Raw genomic sequence first — 20513 nt, forward strand, 5'->3', positions numbered from 1 at the left:
CACGTCCAGAACGCCAAAACACGCCATAGCAGAGACAGACCATGACCACCGAATCGCCGCCCGAAGACGCCCAGGACAAGTACATCGTGCCCGGGCTGGAGCGCGGCCTGCGGTTGCTGGGGGAATTCAGCAGCCGCGAGCGCACGCTGTCGGCCGCCGAGCTGGCGCGGCGCCTGAAGGTGCCGCGCTCGACGGTTTTCCGGCTGCTGGCCACGCTCGAGATGATGGGCTTTGTCGAACGCACTGATGGCGGCCGGGAATTCCGCCTCGGCATGGCGGTGCTGCGGCTCGGCTTTGACTACCTCGCCTCGCTGGAACTGACCGAGCTGGGTCGTCCGCTGCTGGACCGCTTGCGCGATGAAATCCACTACCCGTGCAATCTCGTCGTGCGCGACGGACGCTCGATCGTCTATGTCGCAAAATCCGTGGCGCCGCGCCCGTTTGCGAGCACGGTCAACGTCGGCACGCGGCTGCCGGCGCATGCGACGGTGCTCGGACGCGTGCTGCTCGAAGACCTGTCGCTCGACGAACTGCGCGCGCTGTATCCCGAATCGCACCTCGAAGTGTTCTCGGATAGCACGCCGCGCACGGTCGAGGAACTCTACGACATGGTCCAGCGTGACCGCGAACGCGGCTATGTGCTGCAGGAAGGTTTCTTCGAGGCCAGCATCTCGACCATCGCCGCGCCGGTGCGCGACCGTACTGGCAAGGTGGTGGCGGCGCTCGGGGCAACCATTCCCGCTTCGCGCATCGACCCGGATCAACTGGACAATATGGTGGAAATGGTCAGGGGTGCTGCCGCGGAACTGTCGCGGCTGCTCGACTACCGTCCGCCCGAACCGCCGCGGCCGTTTGGCCTCGGCTGAAGCACACAGACCATGCAGCAAAGCAACACCAGCCCCCGCAAAAAGATGTCCGTTACCTGTACCCGGCGCCGCTGGCTCACCACCGTGGCGACAACCCTGCTGGCAACGGCCGGCATGGCCATGCAGCATGCCGAAGCCGCCTGCGCCAATGTGCGCATCGTCGTGCCGTTCCCGGCGGGCGGCCCGGCTGACCAGCTGGCGCGCACACTCTCGCATGGGCTGCAGCAGCGGCACGCGGACGTTCCCTACATCGTCGACAACAAGCCCGGTGCGAACGGCAATATCGGCATCGACGCCGTGCGCCGTGCCGCGGGCGATGGCTGCACGCTGCTGGTTGTGCCTGCCGGCAACCTGACCATCAACCCGACGCTGTTCCCGGCGCTGTCCTATCAGGTGGAGCGCGATTTCCGGCCAGTGTCGCTGCTCGCGAGTTCGCCCAACGTGCTGGCCGTGCATCCGTCGGTCAAGGCGAACTCTGTGCAGGATCTGATTCGGCTGGCGCGGCAATCGGCACAGGCGGGTTCACCGATGGGTTATGCGAGCCCCGGTGTCGGCAGCGGCCTGCATCTGGCGGGCGAGTTGTTCCGGCACAAGGCCAACGTGACGCTGATGCACGTGCCGTACAAGGGCACCACGCAGGCGCTTAATGACGTGGTGGGCGGGCAGGTGCCGGTGCTGCTGGGTACGTGGCCGACGCTCGCGCCGTTTATCCAGTCGGGCAAGCTGCGCGCGCTGGCGGTGACGCAGTCGAAGCGTTCGCCGGCGGCGCCCGACGTACCGTCGCTGGCCGAGCAGGGCGTGACAGGTATCGATGTCAGTTCCTGGTATGCGCTGGTTGTGCCGCGTGCGACGCCAGCCGCGGCGGTGGACAGCCTTGCATCCGAGGTGCGCGCATTGCTGGGCACCACTGTCGTACGGGCCGAGCTTCAGCGCCAGGGCATGGAGCCTATCGCCAGCACGCCTGATGCGCTCGCCGCGCGCATCCGTGAAGAAACGGCCGCGTGGGCAAAGCTGATCCGCGAATACGACATCAAGGCCGAATAACGGCCGGACTGCGCTAGCGCTGCCGGCCACTGCTAGCGCGGTCACCGAGCAACGCGGACAGGTCGCGCGCGGCGGCCTTGACCTCGCGCTCGACGCGTTCGCGCAGCGTGTTGTCGGTTTCGAAGCGCTGCTGCGGGCCGGCCACGCTGATGGCGGCGATCACCTCGCCGGTGGCGTCGCGCACGGGCGCGGCGCAAGAATCGATACCGGCTTCAAACGCGGAAAAACTCCATGCGCAGCCGCGTTCGCGGTCGGCTGCGAGGATGTCGGCCAGCCGCGCATGCGTGGCGGGGCTCTGGCCGGTCACGGTTGGCAGCGGGTCATCACCAAGCAAGGCGCGCAATTCTTCAGGCGGTAGATCGGCAATCAGCATGCGCCCCGGCGTAGTCAGGTGCGCGGCGACGCGGCTGCCGACCTGGATATTGCTGACCAGCGATGTGTTCGGCATATCGCGCAGCAGGTACAGCGCATGGCCGCCATCACGCACGACGAGGTAGGCCGAGAGCTGCAGCGATCCGCTGAGCCGCGCAAGCACACGCCGCGCGAACGTGGTCAGATCATTGGCCGCCAGCACGCGAGACGCCAGCTTCAGGAACCCGAATCCAATCTCATGCCCGCCCTGCGGCAGGCGTTCCAGCATGCCTTCGTGTTCGAGCGTGGCGAGCAGCCGCATGACCGTAACGCGGTTGACGTCGATGCGCCGGCCGACTTCGCTGAGATTGGCGGTCGAGCCGCCTTCGGCAATGAAGCGCAGCAGCCGCAGGCCGCGGATGACGGGCGAGACCAGTTGCTGGTCTTTGGCGTCGTCGGTGTCGGCGTTGTTGTCGATGTCGGGGCTCTGCTTCGGCATGGTCAAGGAGAAAAAGGCAAACGGCCGCGAAGTGCGGCCGTACAGGTTGGGTTGCGTGGGGATCAACCCAGCGCAACGTTCCAGGCGTCGTAATCGTACACCCAGTCCGCATTGCCGCCTTCCTTGAGCCACGCGTTGCTGCGCGAGCCGATCTGGATGCGGCTCGTGCGCTCATGGCGTGCGCGCTGGTAACGGGCGAGCGCCGACGGCACCGCCGCATAGCCGTCCTGCGCAGCATCGGCCAGGCAGCGTGCGAGTACCACGCCATCCTCGATCGCCATGCCGGCACCTTGCGCCATGAAAGGCATCATCGGATGGCAGGCATCGCCCATCAGCGTGACATGGCCGTCCGACCACGTCGGCAGCGGATCGCGCACGTACAGCGCGGAGATCAGCACGTCGTCGCAGGCATCCAGCAGTGCGCGTGCCTCGGGATGGAACCCTGCATAAGCGCTGCGGAGGTCTTCCACGCGGCCCGGCGTGGTCCACGATTCGTTGCGCCAGCTTTCCTGCGCCACCGTCGCGAAGATGAAGATATCGCGCCCGCGATTGAGCGGGAACGTGACGATCTGCGAAGTCGGGTCCGTGCCCCACCACTTGGTGAAGGCATTGAGATTGGGCACGCCGGCCAGGCGCTCTGCGGGTACCACGGCGCGGTACGCCACGACGCCGGTAAAGATCGGACTTTCCTGGCCGAACAGCGCCGTACGGACCACCGAGTGGATGCCGTCCGCGCCGACCAGAACATCGACCTTGTCCTCGCCGCCGTCGGCAAAGCGCACGGTGGTGCCGTTGTCATTGCGCTCGATCGCCACGGCCTTGTGGCCGAGCTTGACGTTTGCAGCGGGCAGGGCGCCTTCGAGCGCGGTCATCAGGTCGGCTCGGTGCATAGTGAGCTGCGGCGCGCCGTAACGCTGTTCGGCTTCGTCCGACATGGGCAGGCGCGACGTTTCCTCGCCGGTATCCCACGTGCGGCTGATGCGATGGGTCGGGCGTGCCGCGGTTTCGCGCAACGCCTCGCCGACACCGAGGCCATCGAGCGCGCGCACGGCGTTAGGAGTCAGGTTGATGTCGGCGCCGACGCGCGCAAAGCGCGCGGCCTGTTCGTACACGGTCACATCCATGCCGAGCTTGCGCAGCGCGATTGCCGCCGCGAGGCCGCCGATACCAGCGCCGTTGATGCCGATCTTCAGGGAAGTCATGTTGTCTGCCTGCTTTCTGCCAGTGGGTGGGGCGCCATCCGCCGACCTCGTTTCGATGGCGGTTGGCATGTTGTTCAAAAATGAACGTATAGTTCATAAAAGTTTATGCGCGAAAAAAGCCGGGCGTCAAGCAGGTCGGGTTGATTTGAGGAAAGCAGGAGCCGTGAGGAGTAAGGGGCGCTTGGCAGCGCGGCGCCTCACTCCTGGGCTGGCGTAGCCAATGCCGCCGTCATGGCGGCGGAGAGTGCTGTGTAGCGCGTTTGGATGCTGTGCTGCACGGCCATGCCGCGCAAATGCGCGGAAACCGAAGGGGCGTCTCAGACGCCAGGATCAGGCAGGTCGTACAGCAGCCGCACGAGTTCGGCCACGGACGTGATGCAGAGCTTTTCGGTCACGCGGGCGCGATGGTTCTCCACCGTGCGCACGCTGATGTTCAGCGCTTCGGAGATCTGGCGGCTGGACTTGCCGCTGGCGACGTGTTCGGCAATCTCGCGCTCTTTCGGCGTGAGCGTGGCCAGCCGCTTGCGGCGCTCGCTCATGGCCAGCCGCCGGGCATGCAGGCCGCGGCTGTGTTCCAGTGCGGCCCGGACGGTCTGCACCAGGCGTTCGCCGTCCACGGGTTTTTCCAGGAAGTCGAACGCGCCGACACGCATGGCTTCCACCACCGACGAGACTTCCGCGTGACCGGACACGAAGATGATGGGCAGGCAATCGCCGGTGGAAAGCAGTTCGTTCTGCACGCCAAGTCCGCAGAGTTCCGGCATGCGCAGATCGCAGACCAGGCATTCGCACGGACTGGGCGCGTAGCTGTCGAGAAACGCCCGCGGCGATGTGAACGGTCTCAGGACCACGCCGTGGTGCTGAAGCAGTTCCCGATAGAGCCACAAGACGATCTCGTCGTCATCGAGAACGTAGACGATGGATGGGTTACCCGACACGGGTACTTACTCCTTGTGCTGATGCCATACCGCTGGTCGGGTCCGGACTGCCAGGCCCTGCACGGGGCGGGCACAAGGCAGCAGGCAGGTTCAAATGGCGACGCTGTCCTGCCGATATCCGGGAAAGCCGGAAATTTTGCTGTACTTCCCGCGCTTGGGCAATCACTGGACAAGCCCGCCAGTGCTGCCGGAAGCCCGCCGTTACAAAAAAATCGCCCGTTCAGTGGCGCCTTGCCCGACAGGGCTGGCACGAATGCAGAAAGAGGCGAGGAGTGTTCGTGCGATGCCGCGGAAAATCGAAATCGTTCGCAAGAGACAGCGGCCGTGATGATCCGCAATCCGGGCGCGGCGGCGCAAGGCCGGGCGTGCAGAACACCTCAAATGAGTTAGGTCCGCACAAACCTATGCGGCCGTGCCGGCGCGCAACGTTTGAGTAGTTTTACTCTGTCCGTAAAGTGCCGTCTCAAGCAGAATGCGCCCAGCAGTCACGACCGGCCGGGCAGACGGGGCAAGCAAGCCCGCGCATTGAAGAAGGCCGGAAGTGCTGAAGTCGCGGTGCAAGGCTGCGGCGGACGGGCAGCGTCCGGAGCACGGAGGGAGTATTGCGATGATGGCGGGGTGTCCGCGCAATGCGTAGTTGATCAGGCCCGTAGCATGAGCAGAAGCCCGCTTTCAGCGGGCTTCTGTCTGCCTTTTCCTTTAGTCTCTTTCCCGCATTCTTTCCCCAAATTACCGGTCATGGCGTCAGGCATGTGCCATCGACCGGTGTCGCGCCGCGTTACAGACCGAGCATCAGCTTGGCGATGATATTGCGCTGGATCTCGTTGGACCCACCGTAGATCGATGCCTTGCGGTAGTTGAAATAGCGTGGCGCCAGCACGGCGGCGTAATCTGGCCCGACGCGAGGCGGTGCTTCCCGGCCCTGGACTTCGGCCCAGGTGTCCTGGACGAACGGTAGCGCGGCGGGTCCGGCGGCTTCGACGGCCAGCTCGCTGATGGCCTGCATGGCCTCCGTTCCCAGCAGCTTGAGCATGCTTGACGCCGCGCCGATCGATTTGCCGGATTCCACGCCGCTGAACAGCTTCAGCTCCACGGCCTGCAGCCCCGCTGCGCGCAGGTGGAGCTGGGCCAGTTTGCGGCGGAAGCCCGCATCTTCAAGCAGCGTCTTGCCGTCGTCGCCGGGCTGGTCGGCGGCGATGGCCGCCACCTTCGCGAGCTGCTTGCGCAACGTCGGGCCGTAGGTGCCGCCGCGCTCGAATTCGAGCAGGTACTTGGCATACGTCCAGCCCATGCCTTCCTCGCCAATGCGGTTCTCTACCGGCACACGCACATTGTCGAAGAACACCTGGTTGACTTCCTGCTGGCCGGGAACCGGGCCATCAAGCGTAGGCAGCGGCGCAACCGTGATGCCGGGCGTGCGCATGTCCACCAGCACGAACGAGATGCCTTCCTGGCGGCGCGCGTCGCGGCTGGTGCGCACCAGGCAGAACATCCAGTCGGCCCATTGCGCATGCGTGGTCCAGATTTTGGAGCCGTTGAGCAGGTAGTGCGCGCCGTCGCCATCAGTGGCAAGGTCGGCACGCAGCTGCAGCGACGCCAGGTCGGAACCTGAGTTGGGCTCCGAATAGCCCTGGCACCACCAGACATCGGATTTCAGGATTGGCGGCAGGAAACGCGCCTTCTGCGCGTCGGTGCCGTACTTCATGATCACGGGCGCGACCATCTTCAGGCCCATCGGCGACACCGGCGGGCAGCCGGCCGCGGCGAGCTCGGACTGGAAGATATGGCGCTGCGTGGGCGACCACCCCGGGCCGCCATAGGCTTCGGGCCAGTTCGGCGCGGCCCAGCCGCGCGCGTACAGCGCCTTCTGCCAACGTACCTGTCCGGCCTTGTCCAGGTAGCCATTCTTGGATTGCGCCATCATGGCGCGCAGTTCGGCGTCGTACGCTTCGTCAATCCAGGCGCGCACTTCGTCGCGGAACTGCAGGTCTTGCTCGGAGAATTCGAGATGCATCGCGGGCCTCTCTGAAGGGTGCGGGGTGTCGTGCGGTGCAGCGTCAGGCTGCGGCCGGGTAGAGCAGGTCGGCGTAGCGGCCCAGGTGGTGTTCGGCCGAGCCGAACTGCAGGTCGATGGCCGTGACGCGCTTGAAGTAGTGCCCCACGGCGAGTTCATCGGTCACGCCCATGCCGCCGTGGATCTGCACTGCGGCCTGGCCGATGAAGCGGCCAGCCTGCCCGGCCTGCGCCTTGGCCGCGCATGCAGCCAGGGCTCGCTCGCGCTCTGGCGCCGGGGCCTGCATCGCAGCGACCTGCGTCAGCGCCACGGACTGCTCGAGCTGCATCGCCATATCCGCCATGCGGTGCTGCAGCACCTGGAAGCTGCCAATGGCCACGCCGAACTGCTTGCGCTGGCGCGCATAGTCGATCGTGTCCGCAAGCATGCGCGCCATCGCACCGTTGGCTTCCGCGCTCAGGGCCACGAGCGCGGCATCGCTGAGCTGCTCGATCAGCGGCAGTGCTTGTCCTTCGGTGCCGATCACATGGCTGGCCGGGACCCTGGCCTGGTCGAACAGCACTTCGGCGGCGCGGTTGCCGTCGATGGTCGGGTACTCGCGCAGGGTCACGCCCGGCGTGTCGCGCGGCACCCAGAACAGCGTGATGCCGTCGGTGTCGCGCCGCTTGCCGCTGGTGCGGGCACTGACGACGAAATGCGTGGCGAAGGGCGCGCCCGCAACCACGGATTTGTGGCCGCTAAGGACATAGCCGCGGCTGTCATGCGTGGCGCTGGACTGCACGTCGTGCCGGCAATAGCGGCTGGCCGGTTCGGCATGCGCCCAGCCGAAAGTCGCTTCCCCGCCGATGATCGCGGGCACCCATTGCTCCGCCAGCACCTTGTTGCCGTGCACCAGCGCACCGCCGCCTAGTACGACGGTCGACAGGTACGGTTCGAGCACAAGATGGCGGCCGAACTGCTCCATTACGATCATGTGTTCGGGCGCTCCGCCGCCAAGGCCGCCCAGCGCCTCCGGAAATCCCGCGCCAAGGATGCCGAGTTCGCGCGCAAAGGCGCGCCAGCAGTCGGGACGCCATCCTGCTTCGGAACGCTCTGCGGCGCGGCGCGCTTCAAAGTCATAGTGGTCGGCCAGGTACCGCGCGAGCGTGTCGCGCAGCATCGATTGTTCTTCGCTGAACTGGAAATCCACCTCGGCTCCTTTCTGCACGGGAATGCACGGAATGGGAAGGGCGCGTTGGCCCGAGACGTGCTGCGCCGGCCATCTTCGGGGCAAGCCTGACGCCGGCGCATCGTCGAATCCGACGAGCATCGGCGCGCGGAGTTTGCCGCACTGCGGCATAACCGGAAAAGACGCCTTCGTCGTTTCCGACGATGTCCTAGTCTCGCGGTGGTTACCAGAATGCTCGCAGCCCGACCGCCCGCACGCGGCGGCATCCATTCGAATAACAGGAGACCACGCCATGCACCCGTACGTCCACGCGCAGCGCACCCCAGACAAGCCGGCCGTCATCATGGGCGACGGCACTGTGGTGACCTACCGCGAACTGGATGAGCATTCCAACCAGGTGGCTCGTCTCTATCGCGACCACGGCTTGCAGCCCGGCGATCGCGTGGCGTTCCTGATCGAAAACCACCCGCGGCTGTTCGAACTGTGCTGGGGCGCGCAACGCAGCGGCATTACGTTCATCTGCCTGAGCACGCGCCTGAACGTGGCCGACGCCGCCTATATCGTTCGGGACAGCGGCGCGCAGATGCTCATCACGTCGCGCGCGCAAGCGGAGATTGCTGCCGCCCTGACGGAGCAGGTGCCCGGTCTGAAGGGCTATCTGATGCTCAACGGCACCTTGCCCGGCTACACGCCTTACGAGACCACGCTAGCGCAATATCCGACCTGGCGCATCGACGATGAAACCACGGGCGGCGATATGCTGTATTCGTCGGGCACGACCGGACGCCCCAAGGGCGTCTATGCGCCGCCCGCCAGCCCGCAGATCGACACGCCTACCTCGCTGACCGCGCTGTGCCAGAAGCTGTATGGCTTCGGGCCGGACATGCGCTACCTGTCGCCAGCGCCGCTGTATCACGCCGCGCCGCTGCGCTACAACATGTCGGTGCAGGCACTGGGCGGCACGTCGATCGTGATGGATCATTTCGACGCGGAGCAGTTCCTGCGGCTCGTGCAGGAACACCGTATCACGCACACGCAGGTGGTGCCGACGATGTTCTCGCGCATGCTCAAGCTGCCGGCAGAAACCCGCGGCAGTTATGACGTGTCGTCGCTGCAGGTGGCGATCCATGCGGCGGCGCCGTGCCCGGTTCAGGTCAAGGAGCAGATGATCGAATGGTGGGGGCCGGTGGTGTGGGAGTACTACGCCGGCACTGAAGGCAATGGCGTGACGGTGGTCAGTTCGCGGGAGTGGGTGGAGCGCAAGGGCACGGTCGGACGTGCCATGATCGGCAAGCTGCGCATCTGCGACGCGGATGGCAAGCTGATGCCCAATAAGCAGCCAGGCACTATCTACTTTGCCGAGGGACGCCAGTTCGTCTACCACAATGACCCGGCCAAGACCGCGGAGTCGCGCCACCCCGAACATGCCGAGTGGAGCACCATCGGTGACATCGGCTACGTCGACGATGACGGCTATCTCTACCTCACCGATCGCAAGGCCAACATGATCATCTCCGGCGGCGTGAACATCTACCCGCAGGAAGCCGAGAACCTGCTCATGACGCATCCGAAGGTCATGGATGTGGCCGTGATCGGCGTGCCGAACGAGGATTTCGGCGAAGAGGTCAAGGCCGTGGTGCAGCCGGCCAGCATGGCGGACGCAGGACCGGCGCTGGCCGCGGAGCTGATTGCGTTCTGCCGGGAGAACCTGTCCGGCATCAAGTGTCCGCGCACTGTGGACTTCGAAGCCGAGCTGCCGCGCCTGCCAACCGGCAAGCTGCTCAAGCGCGTGCTGCGCGACCGCTACTGGGCGGGCCACGCAAACAAGCTGGTCTGAAAGCCCGACGCCACTGCCGCGGGCGGCTTGCCGACGCGAACGTCGGTTTACGCCATAATTCCCTGTTCATTCACAGGCACGGCCGCGCCGTCATGCCGGCCCGCATCGCGGCGCAGGGCAAGGCGGACCGGATGCGGAGCACAATTTTGCCAATGGCGAGCAATGAGGAGACTGCCCGGCGCCCTGTGCCGGGCTCGGGTACAGGCGCCCTGGCGGCGAAACTTCGGCCGCCCCTGCTGACCCCCTACCAGGTGGAGCGGTCAGCCATCTGCGACACCATCTGCGCGGCCGGTTTCGTGCGGCTCGTACTGGTGCGCGCACCAGCTGGCTTCGGCAAGACGACGACCATGCTGCAATGCCGGGCCCGGCTCGAAGCGGCTGGCGTACCCACGGTCTGGCTGACGCTGGACCGCGCCGACAATGACGCCACGCGTTTCCTCGGTTCGCTCGAAGTGGCGCTCTCCCCGGTATTGGAGGGGGCTCCCAAGCGTCCTTCCGACCATGCGGGTGCCGATGCCGGCGAGCAGGCGCTTGCACTGATGGACCGCGTGGCGCGGCACCATGGCGCCTTCACGCTGTTCCTGGACGACTTCGAGGCGCTGCAGAATCCGGCTGTCGTCGGGCTGGTCTGGCAACTCGTCGAAAGCCTGCCGCCTGGCGCACGCGCGGTGGTCGGTACGCGCTGGGTGCCGGAAACTGGCCTCGGGCGACTGCGCGCACGCGGCGAACTGCTCGAAATCGAACCGGCCCAGCTGCGCTTCAGCGCCAGCGAAACCGAATCGTTCCTGCGCCACGCACGCGGCCTGAAGCTCGAGCAGGCTGCCATCAGCGCGCTGCACCGGCGCACAGAAGGGTGGCCCACTGCGCTTTGGCTGGCTTCGGTTTCTATGGAGCGGCGTGCCCAGCCGGAGACGTTCATCGCCGGATTCTCGGGCTCCAACGCGGCCATCGCCGACTACCTCGTCGAAGACGTCTTTCATCACCTGCCCGAACCGGTACGCGATTTTCTGCTGCGCACGTCGATCCTCGACCAACTGTGCGGGCCGCTGTGCGACGCGCTGTACCAGGGGGGGGCCCAGCCGCCTGCTGTCGCCGATGCCGACGCGCCGGCCGGCAACAGTGCCGATATCCTGGCGTGGCTGGAGCGCGCCAACCTGTTCCTGCTGCCGCTCGAGAGCGAGCGTTACGGCGAGCGCGGCACCGGCGAGCAATCCCAGCAGTGGTATCGCTATCACAGCCTGTTTTCGAGCTTCCTGCGCGGACAACTGACGCAGACCATGCCGCAGGCGGTGGCGGAGCTCCACATGGCGGCCTCGCGCTGGTACGAAGGCCAGGGCCGTCCGGTGCCGGCCATCGAGCATGCGATTGCGGCGGGTGCCCTGGATCACGCACTGCAACTGCTCGACGGTTCCGCGGGCGGTCTGCTTGCGCAGGGCCGCATGCGGCTGCTCACGCGCTGGCTCGAGATGGTGCCGCCCGCTGAACTGGCGCGCTGGCCGAAGCTGCAGATTGCGCGTGCGTGGGCGGTGTCGTTCACGCGCGGCCCTGCCGAGGCCATCGCGCTGCTGCAGGCCTCGTCCACCGAGGACGCGACGGGCGAACTGCTCGCCCATGTGCGCGCGCTGCGGCACATGCTGCTCAACATGATGGACCGCTTCGACGAAGCGCGCGCGTTTGCCCGCAATGAGCTGCCGCCATTGCCGATGGGTTATGCGTTTCCCGACGCGATCCTCGCCACCTCGATGGCCCGGCTCGCCGCGGTCAGCGGCGACTATGTCGAGGCGCGACGGCTGCTCGCCGTGGCGCGCCAGGCTGTGCGAGGCTCGGACAGCAACTTCAACAAGATTTTCTCCGAGTCGGTCGAAGGACTGATCGACCTGCGCCAGGGACGCCTGCAGCAGGCGCTGGGGCGCTTCCGCATTGCCGCCCGCACCATGCTGCCGAACCGCTTCGGTCCGACCAACGGCAATGCCATGGCCTGCATTCTGCTGGCCGAAGGGCTGTACGAAACCGGCGATTCGGACCGCTCGGGCCGGCTGCTCAATGTGTACCTGCCGCTATCGCGCGACTTGGGCCTGGCGGACCAGATCATCACCGGCCATCTCGTGCTCGCGCGCATCGCGTTCGAGCGCGGCGAAGTCGATCAGGCCCACGAATGGCTGGCCGCGCTCGAGCATCTCGGCCATCACCGCGGCCTGACCCGGCTCGTCATGTCCGCCATGCTCGAGCGCGCGCGCCTGGCCTTGCGCCAGGGCAACCGGCATGCCGCCGAGGAAGCCTTGCAGCGTGCGGGCGATCCCGCGCTGTGGCGCACGCGGCCTGGCGTAAGTTCCTTTGCGAGCGATGTCGAAGACATCACCGTCGGACGTTTGCGGCTGGCCTTGCATGTCGAGCCGACCGCGCAAGTGCGCGAGGCGATCGAGCGCGAACTGGCGGCAGCTGTGTCCAACCAGCTCATGCGGCGCGCGCTCAAGCTGCGCATCCTGCTGGCGCAGGCGTATCAGCGCACGGGTGACGGCGCGCAGGCGCTCGTGGTCATGGCGGAGGCATTGCGCTTCGGTGCGGCCGAAGGGTTTGTCCGCATCTTTGCCGATGAGGGCGACGAGGTGCGCCGCCTGGTGGCGCAAGCCTGCGCAAGGCAGGGGGGTAACCTGCCGTCGGCGTACGTGGAGCGGCTGCTTGGCGCCTGCGGTCAGGGGCCGGATGTGGCGCCGTCAGGCCAGGCTGCCCCGGCGCCTCTCGTGGAACCACTGACGCCGAAAGAACAGAAGGTGCTGCAATTGCTGGCCGAAGGTTTTTCCAACGTGGCCATGGCACAGCGACTGTTTGTGTCGGAAACCACCGTGCGCACGCACCTGCGCAATATCAGCGCCAAACTGCATGCGAGCAACCGCACGCAGGCAGTGGCCATCGCGCGGCAGCTCGGCTTGTTGTGAATGGCGCGCCAGGGCGGCGCGCCATAGTTCAGATGCCCATGAACTCGGTGAACGCCTCCAGCGGCGCGCGCGGCGCGCGAAGCTGGTTGGCAGGGGCTTCCGGGTCCTCGTAGCCGATCGCCATGCCGGTAAAGAGCATCCGCTCCGGCGGTAACGACAGGAAGCCGCCAATCGTCTGCGGATAGATCGCCCAGCATTCCTGCGCGCAACTGTCGAGGCCTTCTTCGCGCAGCAACAGCATCACGGTCTGCAGGTACATGCCCAGGTCCGACCATTGGGGCGGGCCCATGCGGCGGTCGACGCTGCAGAACAGTGCCAGCGGCGCGCCGAAGAACGCGAAGTTGTTGGCGAACTGGGCGAGGCGGCGCTGCTTGTCTTCACGCGGGATGCCCAGACTGCGGTACAGCGCCTCGCCGACTTCGAAACGCCGGTCGCGGTAAGGCGATACGAGTTCGCGCGGATATATGTCGTATTCGCGCTCTTCGCCGCCTGGCGCTTCCGTGACGCGCTGGCGCATGATGTCCATGAGCCGATCCATCGCTTCGCCGCCGACCACATGGATATGCCATGGCTGGAGGTTGCCGCCAGAAGGCGCGCGTGCAGCGGCGGCGAGCACTCGGCGGATGGTGTCGGGATCGATGGGATTAGGCAAAAAGCCGCGCACGGATTTGCGGCTGTCCACCGCTTGACTGACCTTCATGTCGGCTCCTGCTCAGGCGAATGGGGGCTCGCCGCCCCAGTCGAAGAAGTCCGGCATGTCTTGCGACACACGTTCGGGGAAGGCGGCGGGACGCTTTTCCAGAAATGCGCTGACGCCTTCCTTGACGTCGGCCGAGCGGCCGCGCGACTGGATCGCGCGGCTGTCGAGCTTGTGTGCTTCCATCGGGTGGCTGGCACCGGCCATGCGCCAGATCAACTGGCGCGAGATGGCGACGGACACCGGCGCGGCGTTGTCGGCAATCTCCCGTGCGATCGCGCGTGCGGCGGGCAGCAGGTCTTCCGGCGCATGGAGCGAGCGCACGAGGCCGCGCTCGAGCGCTTCCTGCGCCGAGAACACGCGACCCGTGTAGCACCATTCGAGCGCAGTCGAGATTCCCACGACGCGCGACAGGAACCACGACGACGCTGCCTCCGGCGTGATGCCGCGGCGCGCGAACACGAAGCCGAACTTCGCGTCGGTGGACGCCAGCCGGATATCCATGGGCAGTTGCATGGTGACGCCCACACCGACCGCGGCGCCATTCACGGCGGCGATCACCGGCTTCAGGCTGCGGAAGATGCGCAGCGACACGCGGCCGCCGCCGTCGCGGTGGGCCGTCTCGGGCTTCGCGCCATAGCGCTTCTCGAAATCGAAGGTGGCGCCGCCGGCCGATAGGTCCGCGCCGGCGCAGAAGGCTCGGCCGGAGCCCGTGACGATGACCGCGCGCACGTTGTCATCGGCATCGGTAGCATCAAAGGCGGCGATCAGGTCCTGCATCATCTGGCCCGTGAACGCGTTGAGCTGGTCGGGCCGGTGCAGTGTGATGGTGGCTACGCCGTCTTCCACGGCATAGCACAGGGTCTCGAAAGTGGGATTCGATGGGGTCATGGTCGTCGGGCGGCGGGATGATTCGGTCCACACTAGTGCAGAATGCGTCTCCCGCAATCGTCGCTTCCGACGAAGCTGGCGCGCACGGCGGCATCTTAGACTCCCACTGCGTGGCGCGGCCTGCCCCAAGGCGGCAAGGCGCGCGGCTGAAAACAAGGACGACCATGAAGACACGTATCACCGAAATGCTGGGTATCCGTTACCCGATCATCCAGGGCGGCATGCAATGGGTTGGTTATGCCGAGATGGCAGCCGCTGTCTCCAATGCGGGCGGCCTGGGTATCCTGACCGCGCTGACGCAGCCGACGCCGGAGGCGCTGGCCGAAGAAATCCGCCGCTGCCGCGAGATGACGGACCGTCCGTTCGGCGTCAACCTCACGCTGCTGCCGTCGATCAACCCGCCGCCGTACGCGCGCTACCTCGATGTCATCATCGAAAGCGGCGTGAAGGTGCTGGAAACCGCCGGCAACAACCCCAAGGAACACATTGCGCGCGCCAAGGCCGCCGGCATGAAGGTGATCCACAAATGCGTGGCGATCCGTCATGCGCTGTCGGCCGAGCGGCTGGGGGTGGACGCCGTGTCGATCGATGGCTTCGAGTGCGCGGGCCACCCGGGCGAGGACGACGTTCCGGGCATGGTGCTGATTCCGCTGGCGGCGCGCAAGCTCAGTATTCCTGTCATCGCTTCGGGCGGTATCGCCGATGGCCGTGGCATGGCGGCGGCCCTGGTGCTGGGCGCCGAGGGCGTGAACATGGGCACGCGTTTCTGCGCGACGCAGGAAGCGCCGATCCACGACAACATCAAGCAGGCGCTGGTAGCCGCCAGCGAGCGCGATACCAACCTGATCTTCCGCACCATGCACAACACCGCGCGCGTGCTGAAGAACGCCATATCGGACGAGGTGGTCAGCATCGAACGCCGCCCGGGCGGTGCACAGTTCGAGGAAGTGCGCCACCTGGTCACGGGGCAGCGCGGCAAGGCGGCCTTGGTGGCTGGTGAGCCCGATGGCGGCATCGTCAGCGCGGGCCAGTGCGTGGGCCTGATCGACGATGTGCCGAGCTGCGAGGAGTTGGTCGCGCGCATGGTGGCGGAGTGTCGCGAACAGCTTGGCACGGCCTCGCGCTATTTCGGCTGAAGCCATGGCGGAAGCGGACATTGCTGCCATGTCGACCGGCGAGGATGTGGAAACCATGCCCGAAGGCTTCGTGGCCCTGCGCCAGCTGGACGGCTATATGGGCCACTTCGGCCAGCTGTATGCGAACGTGCCGAAGCGCATCCTGGCCGTACGTGTCGGCGAGCACCACCTGAACAACCTCGGCATTCCGCACGGCGGCATGCTCGCCACGCTGGCCGACACGGCGATCGGCATGATGATGCAGATCGAGACCGAACGGAAGAACAACGCCGTCACGGTCAACCTGAGCCTAGACTACCTCGATGCCGCACGCGTCGGCGACTGGCTCGAGGCGCGCGTGGAGTTCGACAAGCTCGGTTCGCGACTGCGCTACGGCACGTGCCGCGTGATGAGCGGGGAGCGCTGCCTGCTGCGCGCGACCGCGATTTTTGCGGTGCTCGGGCCGCGCACCTGAGCCGGGCGCGCGTTTCGTCGCTTTCGACGACGCGCGCGCCGTTCCGCCTCAGCAGAATACGTGCATCCACGCTTTATGGCTGGCCCCTTTCGCCGGCACCGTTCAAGGAGATCACATGGCAGAGGCATACATCGTTGGCGCGGTACGTACCGCAGGCGGACGCAAGGGCGGCAAGCTGGCCGGCTGGCATCCGGCTGATCTGGCGGCGGAGGTGCTGAACGCGCTGCTCGACCGCACCGGTGCCGATCCCGCGCTCATCGAAGACGTAATCATGGGTTGCGTGAGCCAGGTTGGCGAGCAGGCCGGCAACGTGGCCCGCAACGCCATTCTGGCGTCGCGGCTGCCCGAAAGCGTGCCGGGCACCTCGGTCGACCGCCAGTGCGGGTCGTCGCAGCAGGCGTTGCACTTTGCCGCGCAGGCCGTGATGTCGGGCGCGATGGACATCGTCATCGCGGCGGGCGTGGAAAGCATGACGCGCGTGCCGATGGGACTGTCGTCGCAACTGCCGGCCAAGAACGGCTTTGGCGTGCCGAAGAGCCCGAATGTCGAACAGCGCTACCCGGGCGTGCAGTTCAGCCAGTTCACGGGCGCCGAGATGATCGCGCGCAACTATGGCTTTTCGCGCGAGGATCTCGACCGCTATGCGCTGCAGAGCCACCAGCGCGCCGCCGCTGCGACGCGTGCGGGCCGGTTCAATGCCGAGATCGTGCCGGTGGAAGTTCGTCTGGCCGACGGCACTCGCAATGGCGAGATGCACACGGCGGATGAAGGTATTCGTGCGGACGCCACGCTGGAATCGATCGGCAGCGTCAAGCTGATCGCAGAGGGCGGCCGTGTGACCGCCGCTACGGCCAGCCAGATTTGCGATGGCGCGGCGGGCCTGATGGTCGTCAACGAAGCCGGCCTGAAGAAGCTGGGCGTCAAGCCGCTGGCGCGCGTGCACCACATGACCGTGATCGGCCACGATCCGGTGATCATGCTCGAAGCGCCACTGCCGGCCACGCAGCACGCGCTGAAGAAGGCAGGCATGAACATCAACGACATCGACCTGTTCGAAGTGAACGAGGCCTTCGCGCCGGTGCCGCTCGCCTGGCTGAAGGCCACCGGTGCCGATCCGGAACGCCTGAACATCCACGGCGGCGCGATCGCACTGGGCCACCCGCTGGGCGGCTCGGGCGCCAAGCTGATGACCACGCTGATCCACAGCCTGCATACGCACGGCAAGCGTTATGGCTTGCAGACCATGTGTGAAGGCGGTGGGCTGGCCAACGTCACCATTATCGAGCGCCTGTAAGCGCTGCGCCGGGCAACCGGCATCCGCCTCAATGGTGGAGAAAAAGGGGTAAAGGGAGCAGGACCGGCGGCGCAGGCATGTCAAAGTGCCTGCGCCAGTCGCCGGATCGGCGCTGAACACGGCAAGTGGCAACGCTACTGTTCCGGCTGGCGTTGCAAGAACGCCCGCCAGAGAGGGGTAAAGGGAGAAGGACCGGCGGCGCGGGCATGTCAAAGTGCCCGCGCCAGCAGCCGGCGACACGCTCCGATTCCAACCCGGATTCCCGGGATCGAATCCAAACATCAACTGGCGGCGCGTGGCCGTCGGCTTTCAGGCGAACGTTTGCGCGCTGCGGCGATCCGGCAGTTCCAGATGGGGCACGCTGTTGAAGCTCAGCAGGCGCCGCGTGCCGCGGCCGACGATGATTTCACAGAACCCGGTATTGCGGAACTGAAGGTTCAGTTCGATGGCCGTCTGCGCGGGAGCACCCAGCAAGTCCGCGGCAGCGCGGCCAATGGCGCCGCCCGAACTGACCACGAGGATGGCATCCTCACGCGCGGTGCCTTCGCATGCATGCGTCAACGCGCCATGAATGCGCGTGCCGAACTCCGTCCACGATTCCGGCATATCGGCCAGGCTGTCCTGGGTCCATGCGTGGTAGGCGGCGCGAAACGTGCGCCAGTAGTCGTTGTAGTCGCCGTTCTGGTGGGCGCGATGGTCGGCGCCGCCCGTGTAGGACCGGTAGAGCGCTTCGCCGTCGTATTCATTGAGACCGGGATGCGATTCAATGCTGGAGGCGGCGGCACCCATGGCGGAGAGAATCTCTGAAGCCGTGTCTCGCTGGCGCACCAGCGTGCCGGCGACGACGCGCTTCAGGCCAATGCCGCGATCGCGGAAATACTCGCCCAGCCAGCGCGCCTGCTGCCGGCCTGTCTCGGAGAGACAGTCATAGTTGGCCGCGCCAAACGAGGCCTGTCCGTGCCGGACAAGGAAAAGGGTTGCCATGGATGGTCTCGGTTCGGTTTGCCGCAAAACCGCGGATCCATTACTGGACGGGCGCGGCGCGCCCTGCGGCGCGGCAAGTGTGTCAGCGGATTCTAGAGGCCATGCACGCGCCGTCAAAGCAAGGCACGGGCAAATTCATAGCGGCTATCGCCGGCCTGCATTACCTGCGGCCGGCGGTATGTATCCGCATCCGGATCGTCAGGCCGGCGTGTCTTCCACGCCCAGGTAGCCCATGAGCATCCGGCTCATTTCGCCGGGGAGGCGCTCGTCTTCAAGATGAAACGGGCCGGTGTCGTTCAGCACTGCGTTGACGAGCATGCTGAACACTGCCTGCATGGCAAAGCGCACACGCTGTTCGGCTTCAGCCGCGGGCAAGGACAGGCGGGGCACGAGCAGCAGCACCATGCGTTCGACCACGGCATCGCCGTTCTGGCGGTGCGGCAGCCATTCTTCCGGCCGCGTCGAAGCGTGCCGGAGCGACGCGCGAATGACGCCGCGATTTCCAATGACCCCGAGCACCAGAAAGCGCATGGCTTTTTCCAGCACAGTGCGCGTCGGTACGTCCTCCCAGCGCTGCTGCACCAGGTAGCGGTCGACCGAGTCGGCAGTTTCTTCGATCACCAGCGTGCGCAGCGCTTCGAAGTAGGCCATCTTGTCGCGGAAGCGCCCATAGAAGGCGCCGACGGACACCTGGCACGCCGCGGCGATCTGTGCCACGGATACCGCGGCAAAGTCACGCTGCGCGAGCAATTCGCGGCCAGCGCTGAGCAGTGCCTGTTCGGTTTCGCGTGCGCGGCGCTGGCGCGGCGGTTGCAGGATCGAGGGGGTCTCCACGCGGGGGAAGGAAGAAGAGGGAAATGCGTCTCCTGTTGTCATGTCTCGCATAGTTTGTACTTGAATAATTCGAATTATGATTCGGTTTTGAACCATACGGGCTCGGTGGGCGGGACGTCAAGCGTTCCTTGCATTTTGGCCGGCCGCGTCAATTGCCATGGCGGCGGCTATATCACCGACCCGGTGTGTGTTGATGGCGGGAGATTGACCTTTGCGGCAGTGCCGGCAAGGGGCAACACATACGGGAAGACACATAAATGTCATAAAAACGTCACAATGGGGATGGCTATGGTCGAATGCCTCCATGCTCAGGGGGTCGGTCAGGCTCAGACAAGGAGAAACAAGACATGAAGACGTCGAAGAACGAGCCACAATTCCGTCCGAATCGTATCCGGCGCGCGCTGATCGCCTTGGCAGCGGCGCCGCTGGCCATTGCCGCCGGGACAGTGCACGCGGCGTGGCCTGAGAAGCCGATCCGGCTCGTCGTCGCCTTTCCTCCGGGCGGTCCGGTCGATACGCATGCGCGCCTGCTTGCAGAAAAGCTGCAGCCGCTTCTGGGGCAGACGATCGTGCTCGACTACAAGGCCGGCGCTGCAGGCAATATCGGGTCGGACAACGTCGCCAAGTCGGCCCCGGACGGCTACACCCTGTTGCTGGCCAACACCGGGCAAATGGCGATCAATAATTCGCTGTATCCGCGGCTTCAATACAGTATGCCGAAGGATTTCGCCCCCGTGGCGCGCACCGCACTGATCCCACTGGTAATGGTGGTGAATAACAATGTGCCGGCGCGCAGCCTCAAGGAATTCATTTCCTTTGCTAAGGCCAATCCGGGCAAGCTGAACTTTGCCTCGGGCGGCAACGGCGGCATTTCTCACCTGATGCCGGAAATGTTCAAGCAGGCTTCCGGCACGTTCATCGTACATATCCCGTACAAGGGCAGTGCACCGGCACTGACCGACGTGATGGGTGGGCAGGCGCAGATGATGGCCGATTCGATCCCGCTGTTCACGCAGTACATCAAGGCCGGCAAGGTACGGGCCCTGGCCGTGACTTCGAAGCAGCGTTCCCCTGCGCTGCCTGACGTACCGACCATGGAGGAAGGCGGCCTGAAGGGGTTCGAGGTGGTGGGCTTCTACGGCATGCTGGCGCCCGCAGGCACACCCAAGGAAATCGTGACACGCCTGTCGGACGCCTTGCACAAGGTGTTGTCCGATCCGGATACCAAGGCCAAGCTGGAGCAGCAGGGTGCCGAGCCTGCCTGGCAATCGCCCGAGGCCTTCACGGCAACGATCGTTGCGGAGCAGAAGCGCTGGGGACAGGCTGTGAAGGTGTCGGGCGCCAAGATCGATTGAGCCAGGTTGCGCC

General features: G+C 65.8%; 18 protein-coding genes. 9 read left to right on the top strand and 9 right to left on the bottom strand.

Going from position 1 to position 20513, the window contains the following annotated elements; all coding sequences use genetic code 11:
• The first annotated feature begins 41 nt into the window (after positions 1-41).
• Positions 42-866, top strand: a complete 825-nt coding sequence (locus ACIGJG_RS18565) for an IclR family transcriptional regulator (RefSeq protein WP_011299723.1) — start codon at positions 42-44, stop codon at positions 864-866.
• 12 nt (positions 867-878) lie between these two features.
• Entirely contained in the window at positions 879-1910 is a 1032-nt protein-coding gene (locus ACIGJG_RS18570; protein ID WP_011299724.1) for a tripartite tricarboxylate transporter substrate binding protein, read from the top strand.
• A 13-nt stretch (positions 1911-1923) separates the two neighbouring features.
• On the opposite strand, the gene ACIGJG_RS18575 is transcribed toward ACIGJG_RS18570, so the two are convergent.
• From ACIGJG_RS18575 to ACIGJG_RS18585, 3 genes are all read right to left on the bottom strand, one after another.
• Positions 1924-2760 (bottom strand): IclR family transcriptional regulator, encoded by an 837-nt coding sequence (locus ACIGJG_RS18575; protein ID WP_011299725.1) that lies wholly within the window; start codon positions 2758-2760, stop codon positions 1924-1926.
• A gap of 62 nt (positions 2761-2822) precedes the next feature.
• Positions 2823-3962, bottom strand: coding sequence for an FAD-dependent monooxygenase (locus ACIGJG_RS18580; RefSeq protein WP_041680115.1), 1140 nt, complete (start codon positions 3960-3962; stop codon positions 2823-2825).
• A gap of 317 nt (positions 3963-4279) precedes the next feature.
• Positions 4280-4900: a response regulator transcription factor gene (locus tag ACIGJG_RS18585; protein WP_011299727.1), complete on the bottom strand. Its 621-nt coding sequence runs from the start codon at positions 4898-4900 to the stop codon at positions 4280-4282.
• Positions 4901-4994: 94 nt separating this feature from the next.
• On the opposite strand from ACIGJG_RS18585, the gene ACIGJG_RS18590 reads away from it, so the two are divergent.
• Positions 4995-5228 (top strand): hypothetical protein, encoded by a 234-nt coding sequence (locus ACIGJG_RS18590; protein WP_140948761.1) that lies wholly within the window; start codon positions 4995-4997, stop codon positions 5226-5228.
• A gap of 450 nt (positions 5229-5678) precedes the next feature.
• Here the strand turns inward: ACIGJG_RS18590 and ACIGJG_RS18595 are convergent, their stop codons facing one another.
• Positions 5679-6914 (bottom strand): acyl-CoA dehydrogenase family protein, encoded by a 1236-nt coding sequence (locus ACIGJG_RS18595; protein ID WP_011299728.1) that lies wholly within the window; start codon positions 6912-6914, stop codon positions 5679-5681.
• Between the two features lie 43 nt (positions 6915-6957).
• Complete coding sequence (locus ACIGJG_RS18600; RefSeq protein ID WP_483673729.1) at positions 6958-8103, bottom strand: acyl-CoA dehydrogenase family protein; 1146 nt, start codon at positions 8101-8103, stop codon at positions 6958-6960.
• A 271-nt stretch (positions 8104-8374) separates the two neighbouring features.
• Between ACIGJG_RS18600 and ACIGJG_RS18605 the strand changes: the two genes are divergently transcribed.
• Positions 8375-9919: an AMP-binding protein gene (locus ACIGJG_RS18605; protein WP_011299730.1), complete on the top strand. Its 1545-nt coding sequence runs from the start codon at positions 8375-8377 to the stop codon at positions 9917-9919.
• Positions 9920-10071: 152 nt separating this feature from the next.
• Positions 10072-12855, top strand: coding sequence for a winged helix-turn-helix domain-containing protein (locus ACIGJG_RS18610; RefSeq protein ID WP_483673730.1), 2784 nt, complete (start codon positions 10072-10074; stop codon positions 12853-12855).
• A 28-nt stretch (positions 12856-12883) separates the two neighbouring features.
• Here the strand turns inward: ACIGJG_RS18610 and ACIGJG_RS18615 are convergent, their stop codons facing one another.
• Together ACIGJG_RS18615 and ACIGJG_RS18620 are read right to left on the bottom strand one after the other, a co-directional pair.
• The gene (locus ACIGJG_RS18615; protein ID WP_140948765.1) at positions 12884-13555 is read right to left on the bottom strand and encodes a nitroreductase; all 672 of its coding nucleotides are present in this window, start codon (positions 13553-13555) and stop codon (positions 12884-12886) included.
• Between the two features lie 12 nt (positions 13556-13567).
• Positions 13568-14443 (bottom strand): crotonase/enoyl-CoA hydratase family protein, encoded by an 876-nt coding sequence (locus ACIGJG_RS18620; RefSeq protein WP_011299733.1) that lies wholly within the window; start codon positions 14441-14443, stop codon positions 13568-13570.
• 17 nt (positions 14444-14460) lie between these two features.
• On the opposite strand from ACIGJG_RS18620, the gene ACIGJG_RS18625 reads away from it, so the two are divergent.
• From ACIGJG_RS18625 to ACIGJG_RS18635, 3 genes are all read left to right on the top strand, one after another.
• Positions 14461-15579 carry an NAD(P)H-dependent flavin oxidoreductase gene (locus tag ACIGJG_RS18625; RefSeq protein WP_373460798.1) on the top strand — a complete coding sequence of 373 codons (1119 nt, stop codon included), beginning with the start codon at positions 14461-14463 and terminating at the stop codon, positions 15577-15579.
• A 4-nt stretch (positions 15580-15583) separates the two neighbouring features.
• Positions 15584-16033, top strand: a complete 450-nt coding sequence (locus ACIGJG_RS18630) for a PaaI family thioesterase (protein WP_011299735.1) — start codon at positions 15584-15586, stop codon at positions 16031-16033.
• Between the two features lie 115 nt (positions 16034-16148).
• Positions 16149-17327, top strand: a complete 1179-nt coding sequence (locus tag ACIGJG_RS18635; protein ID WP_011299736.1) for an acetyl-CoA C-acetyltransferase — start codon at positions 16149-16151, stop codon at positions 17325-17327.
• 309 nt (positions 17328-17636) lie between these two features.
• Here the strand turns inward: ACIGJG_RS18635 and ACIGJG_RS18640 are convergent, their stop codons facing one another.
• Positions 17637-18311 carry a histidine phosphatase family protein gene (locus ACIGJG_RS18640; RefSeq protein ID WP_011299737.1) on the bottom strand — a complete coding sequence of 225 codons (675 nt, stop codon included), beginning with the start codon at positions 18309-18311 and terminating at the stop codon, positions 17637-17639.
• A 198-nt stretch (positions 18312-18509) separates the two neighbouring features.
• Positions 18510-19187, bottom strand: a complete 678-nt coding sequence (locus ACIGJG_RS18645; protein ID WP_166487065.1) for a TetR/AcrR family transcriptional regulator — start codon at positions 19185-19187, stop codon at positions 18510-18512.
• Between the two features lie 305 nt (positions 19188-19492).
• Between ACIGJG_RS18645 and ACIGJG_RS18650 the strand changes: the two genes are divergently transcribed.
• A complete protein-coding gene (locus ACIGJG_RS18650) occupies positions 19493-20500 on the top strand; it encodes a Bug family tripartite tricarboxylate transporter substrate binding protein (RefSeq protein WP_041680118.1) in 1008 nt (335 codons plus the stop codon).
• Positions 20501-20513: the final 13 nt, after the last annotated feature.

This window comes from Cupriavidus sp. C1SS-2L, assembly GCF_057073735.1.

What these genes read in the sequence shown, in the direction of transcription:
- ACIGJG_RS18565 (WP_011299723.1), top strand. Translation starts at nt 42, where the DNA reads ATGACCACCGAATCGCCGCCCGAAGACGCCCAGGACAAGTACATCGTG.
- ACIGJG_RS18570 (WP_011299724.1), top strand. Translation starts at nt 879, where the DNA reads ATGCAGCAAAGCAACACCAGCCCCCGCAAAAAGATGTCCGTTACCTGT.
- ACIGJG_RS18575 (WP_011299725.1), bottom strand. Translation starts at nt 2,760, where the DNA reads ATGCCGAAGCAGAGCCCCGACATCGACAACAACGCCGACACCGACGAC.
- ACIGJG_RS18580 (WP_041680115.1), bottom strand. Translation starts at nt 3,962, where the DNA reads ATGACTTCCCTGAAGATCGGCATCAACGGCGCTGGTATCGGCGGCCTC.
- ACIGJG_RS18590 (WP_140948761.1), top strand. Translation starts at nt 4,995, where the DNA reads ATGGCGACGCTGTCCTGCCGATATCCGGGAAAGCCGGAAATTTTGCTG.
- ACIGJG_RS18595 (WP_011299728.1), bottom strand. Translation starts at nt 6,914, where the DNA reads ATGCATCTCGAATTCTCCGAGCAAGACCTGCAGTTCCGCGACGAAGTG.
- ACIGJG_RS18605 (WP_011299730.1), top strand. Translation starts at nt 8,375, where the DNA reads ATGCACCCGTACGTCCACGCGCAGCGCACCCCAGACAAGCCGGCCGTC.
- ACIGJG_RS18610 (WP_483673730.1), top strand. Translation starts at nt 10,072, where the DNA reads ATGGCGAGCAATGAGGAGACTGCCCGGCGCCCTGTGCCGGGCTCGGGT.
- ACIGJG_RS18615 (WP_140948765.1), bottom strand. Translation starts at nt 13,555, where the DNA reads ATGAAGGTCAGTCAAGCGGTGGACAGCCGCAAATCCGTGCGCGGCTTT.
- ACIGJG_RS18620 (WP_011299733.1), bottom strand. Translation starts at nt 14,443, where the DNA reads ATGACCCCATCGAATCCCACTTTCGAGACCCTGTGCTATGCCGTGGAA.
- ACIGJG_RS18625 (WP_373460798.1), top strand. Translation starts at nt 14,461, where the DNA reads ATGATTCGGTCCACACTAGTGCAGAATGCGTCTCCCGCAATCGTCGCT.
- ACIGJG_RS18630 (WP_011299735.1), top strand. Translation starts at nt 15,584, where the DNA reads ATGGCGGAAGCGGACATTGCTGCCATGTCGACCGGCGAGGATGTGGAA.
- ACIGJG_RS18635 (WP_011299736.1), top strand. Translation starts at nt 16,149, where the DNA reads ATGGCAGAGGCATACATCGTTGGCGCGGTACGTACCGCAGGCGGACGC.
- ACIGJG_RS18640 (WP_011299737.1), bottom strand. Translation starts at nt 18,311, where the DNA reads ATGGCAACCCTTTTCCTTGTCCGGCACGGACAGGCCTCGTTTGGCGCG.
- ACIGJG_RS18645 (WP_166487065.1), bottom strand. Translation starts at nt 19,187, where the DNA reads ATGACAACAGGAGACGCATTTCCCTCTTCTTCCTTCCCCCGCGTGGAG.
- ACIGJG_RS18650 (WP_041680118.1), top strand. Translation starts at nt 19,493, where the DNA reads ATGAAGACGTCGAAGAACGAGCCACAATTCCGTCCGAATCGTATCCGG.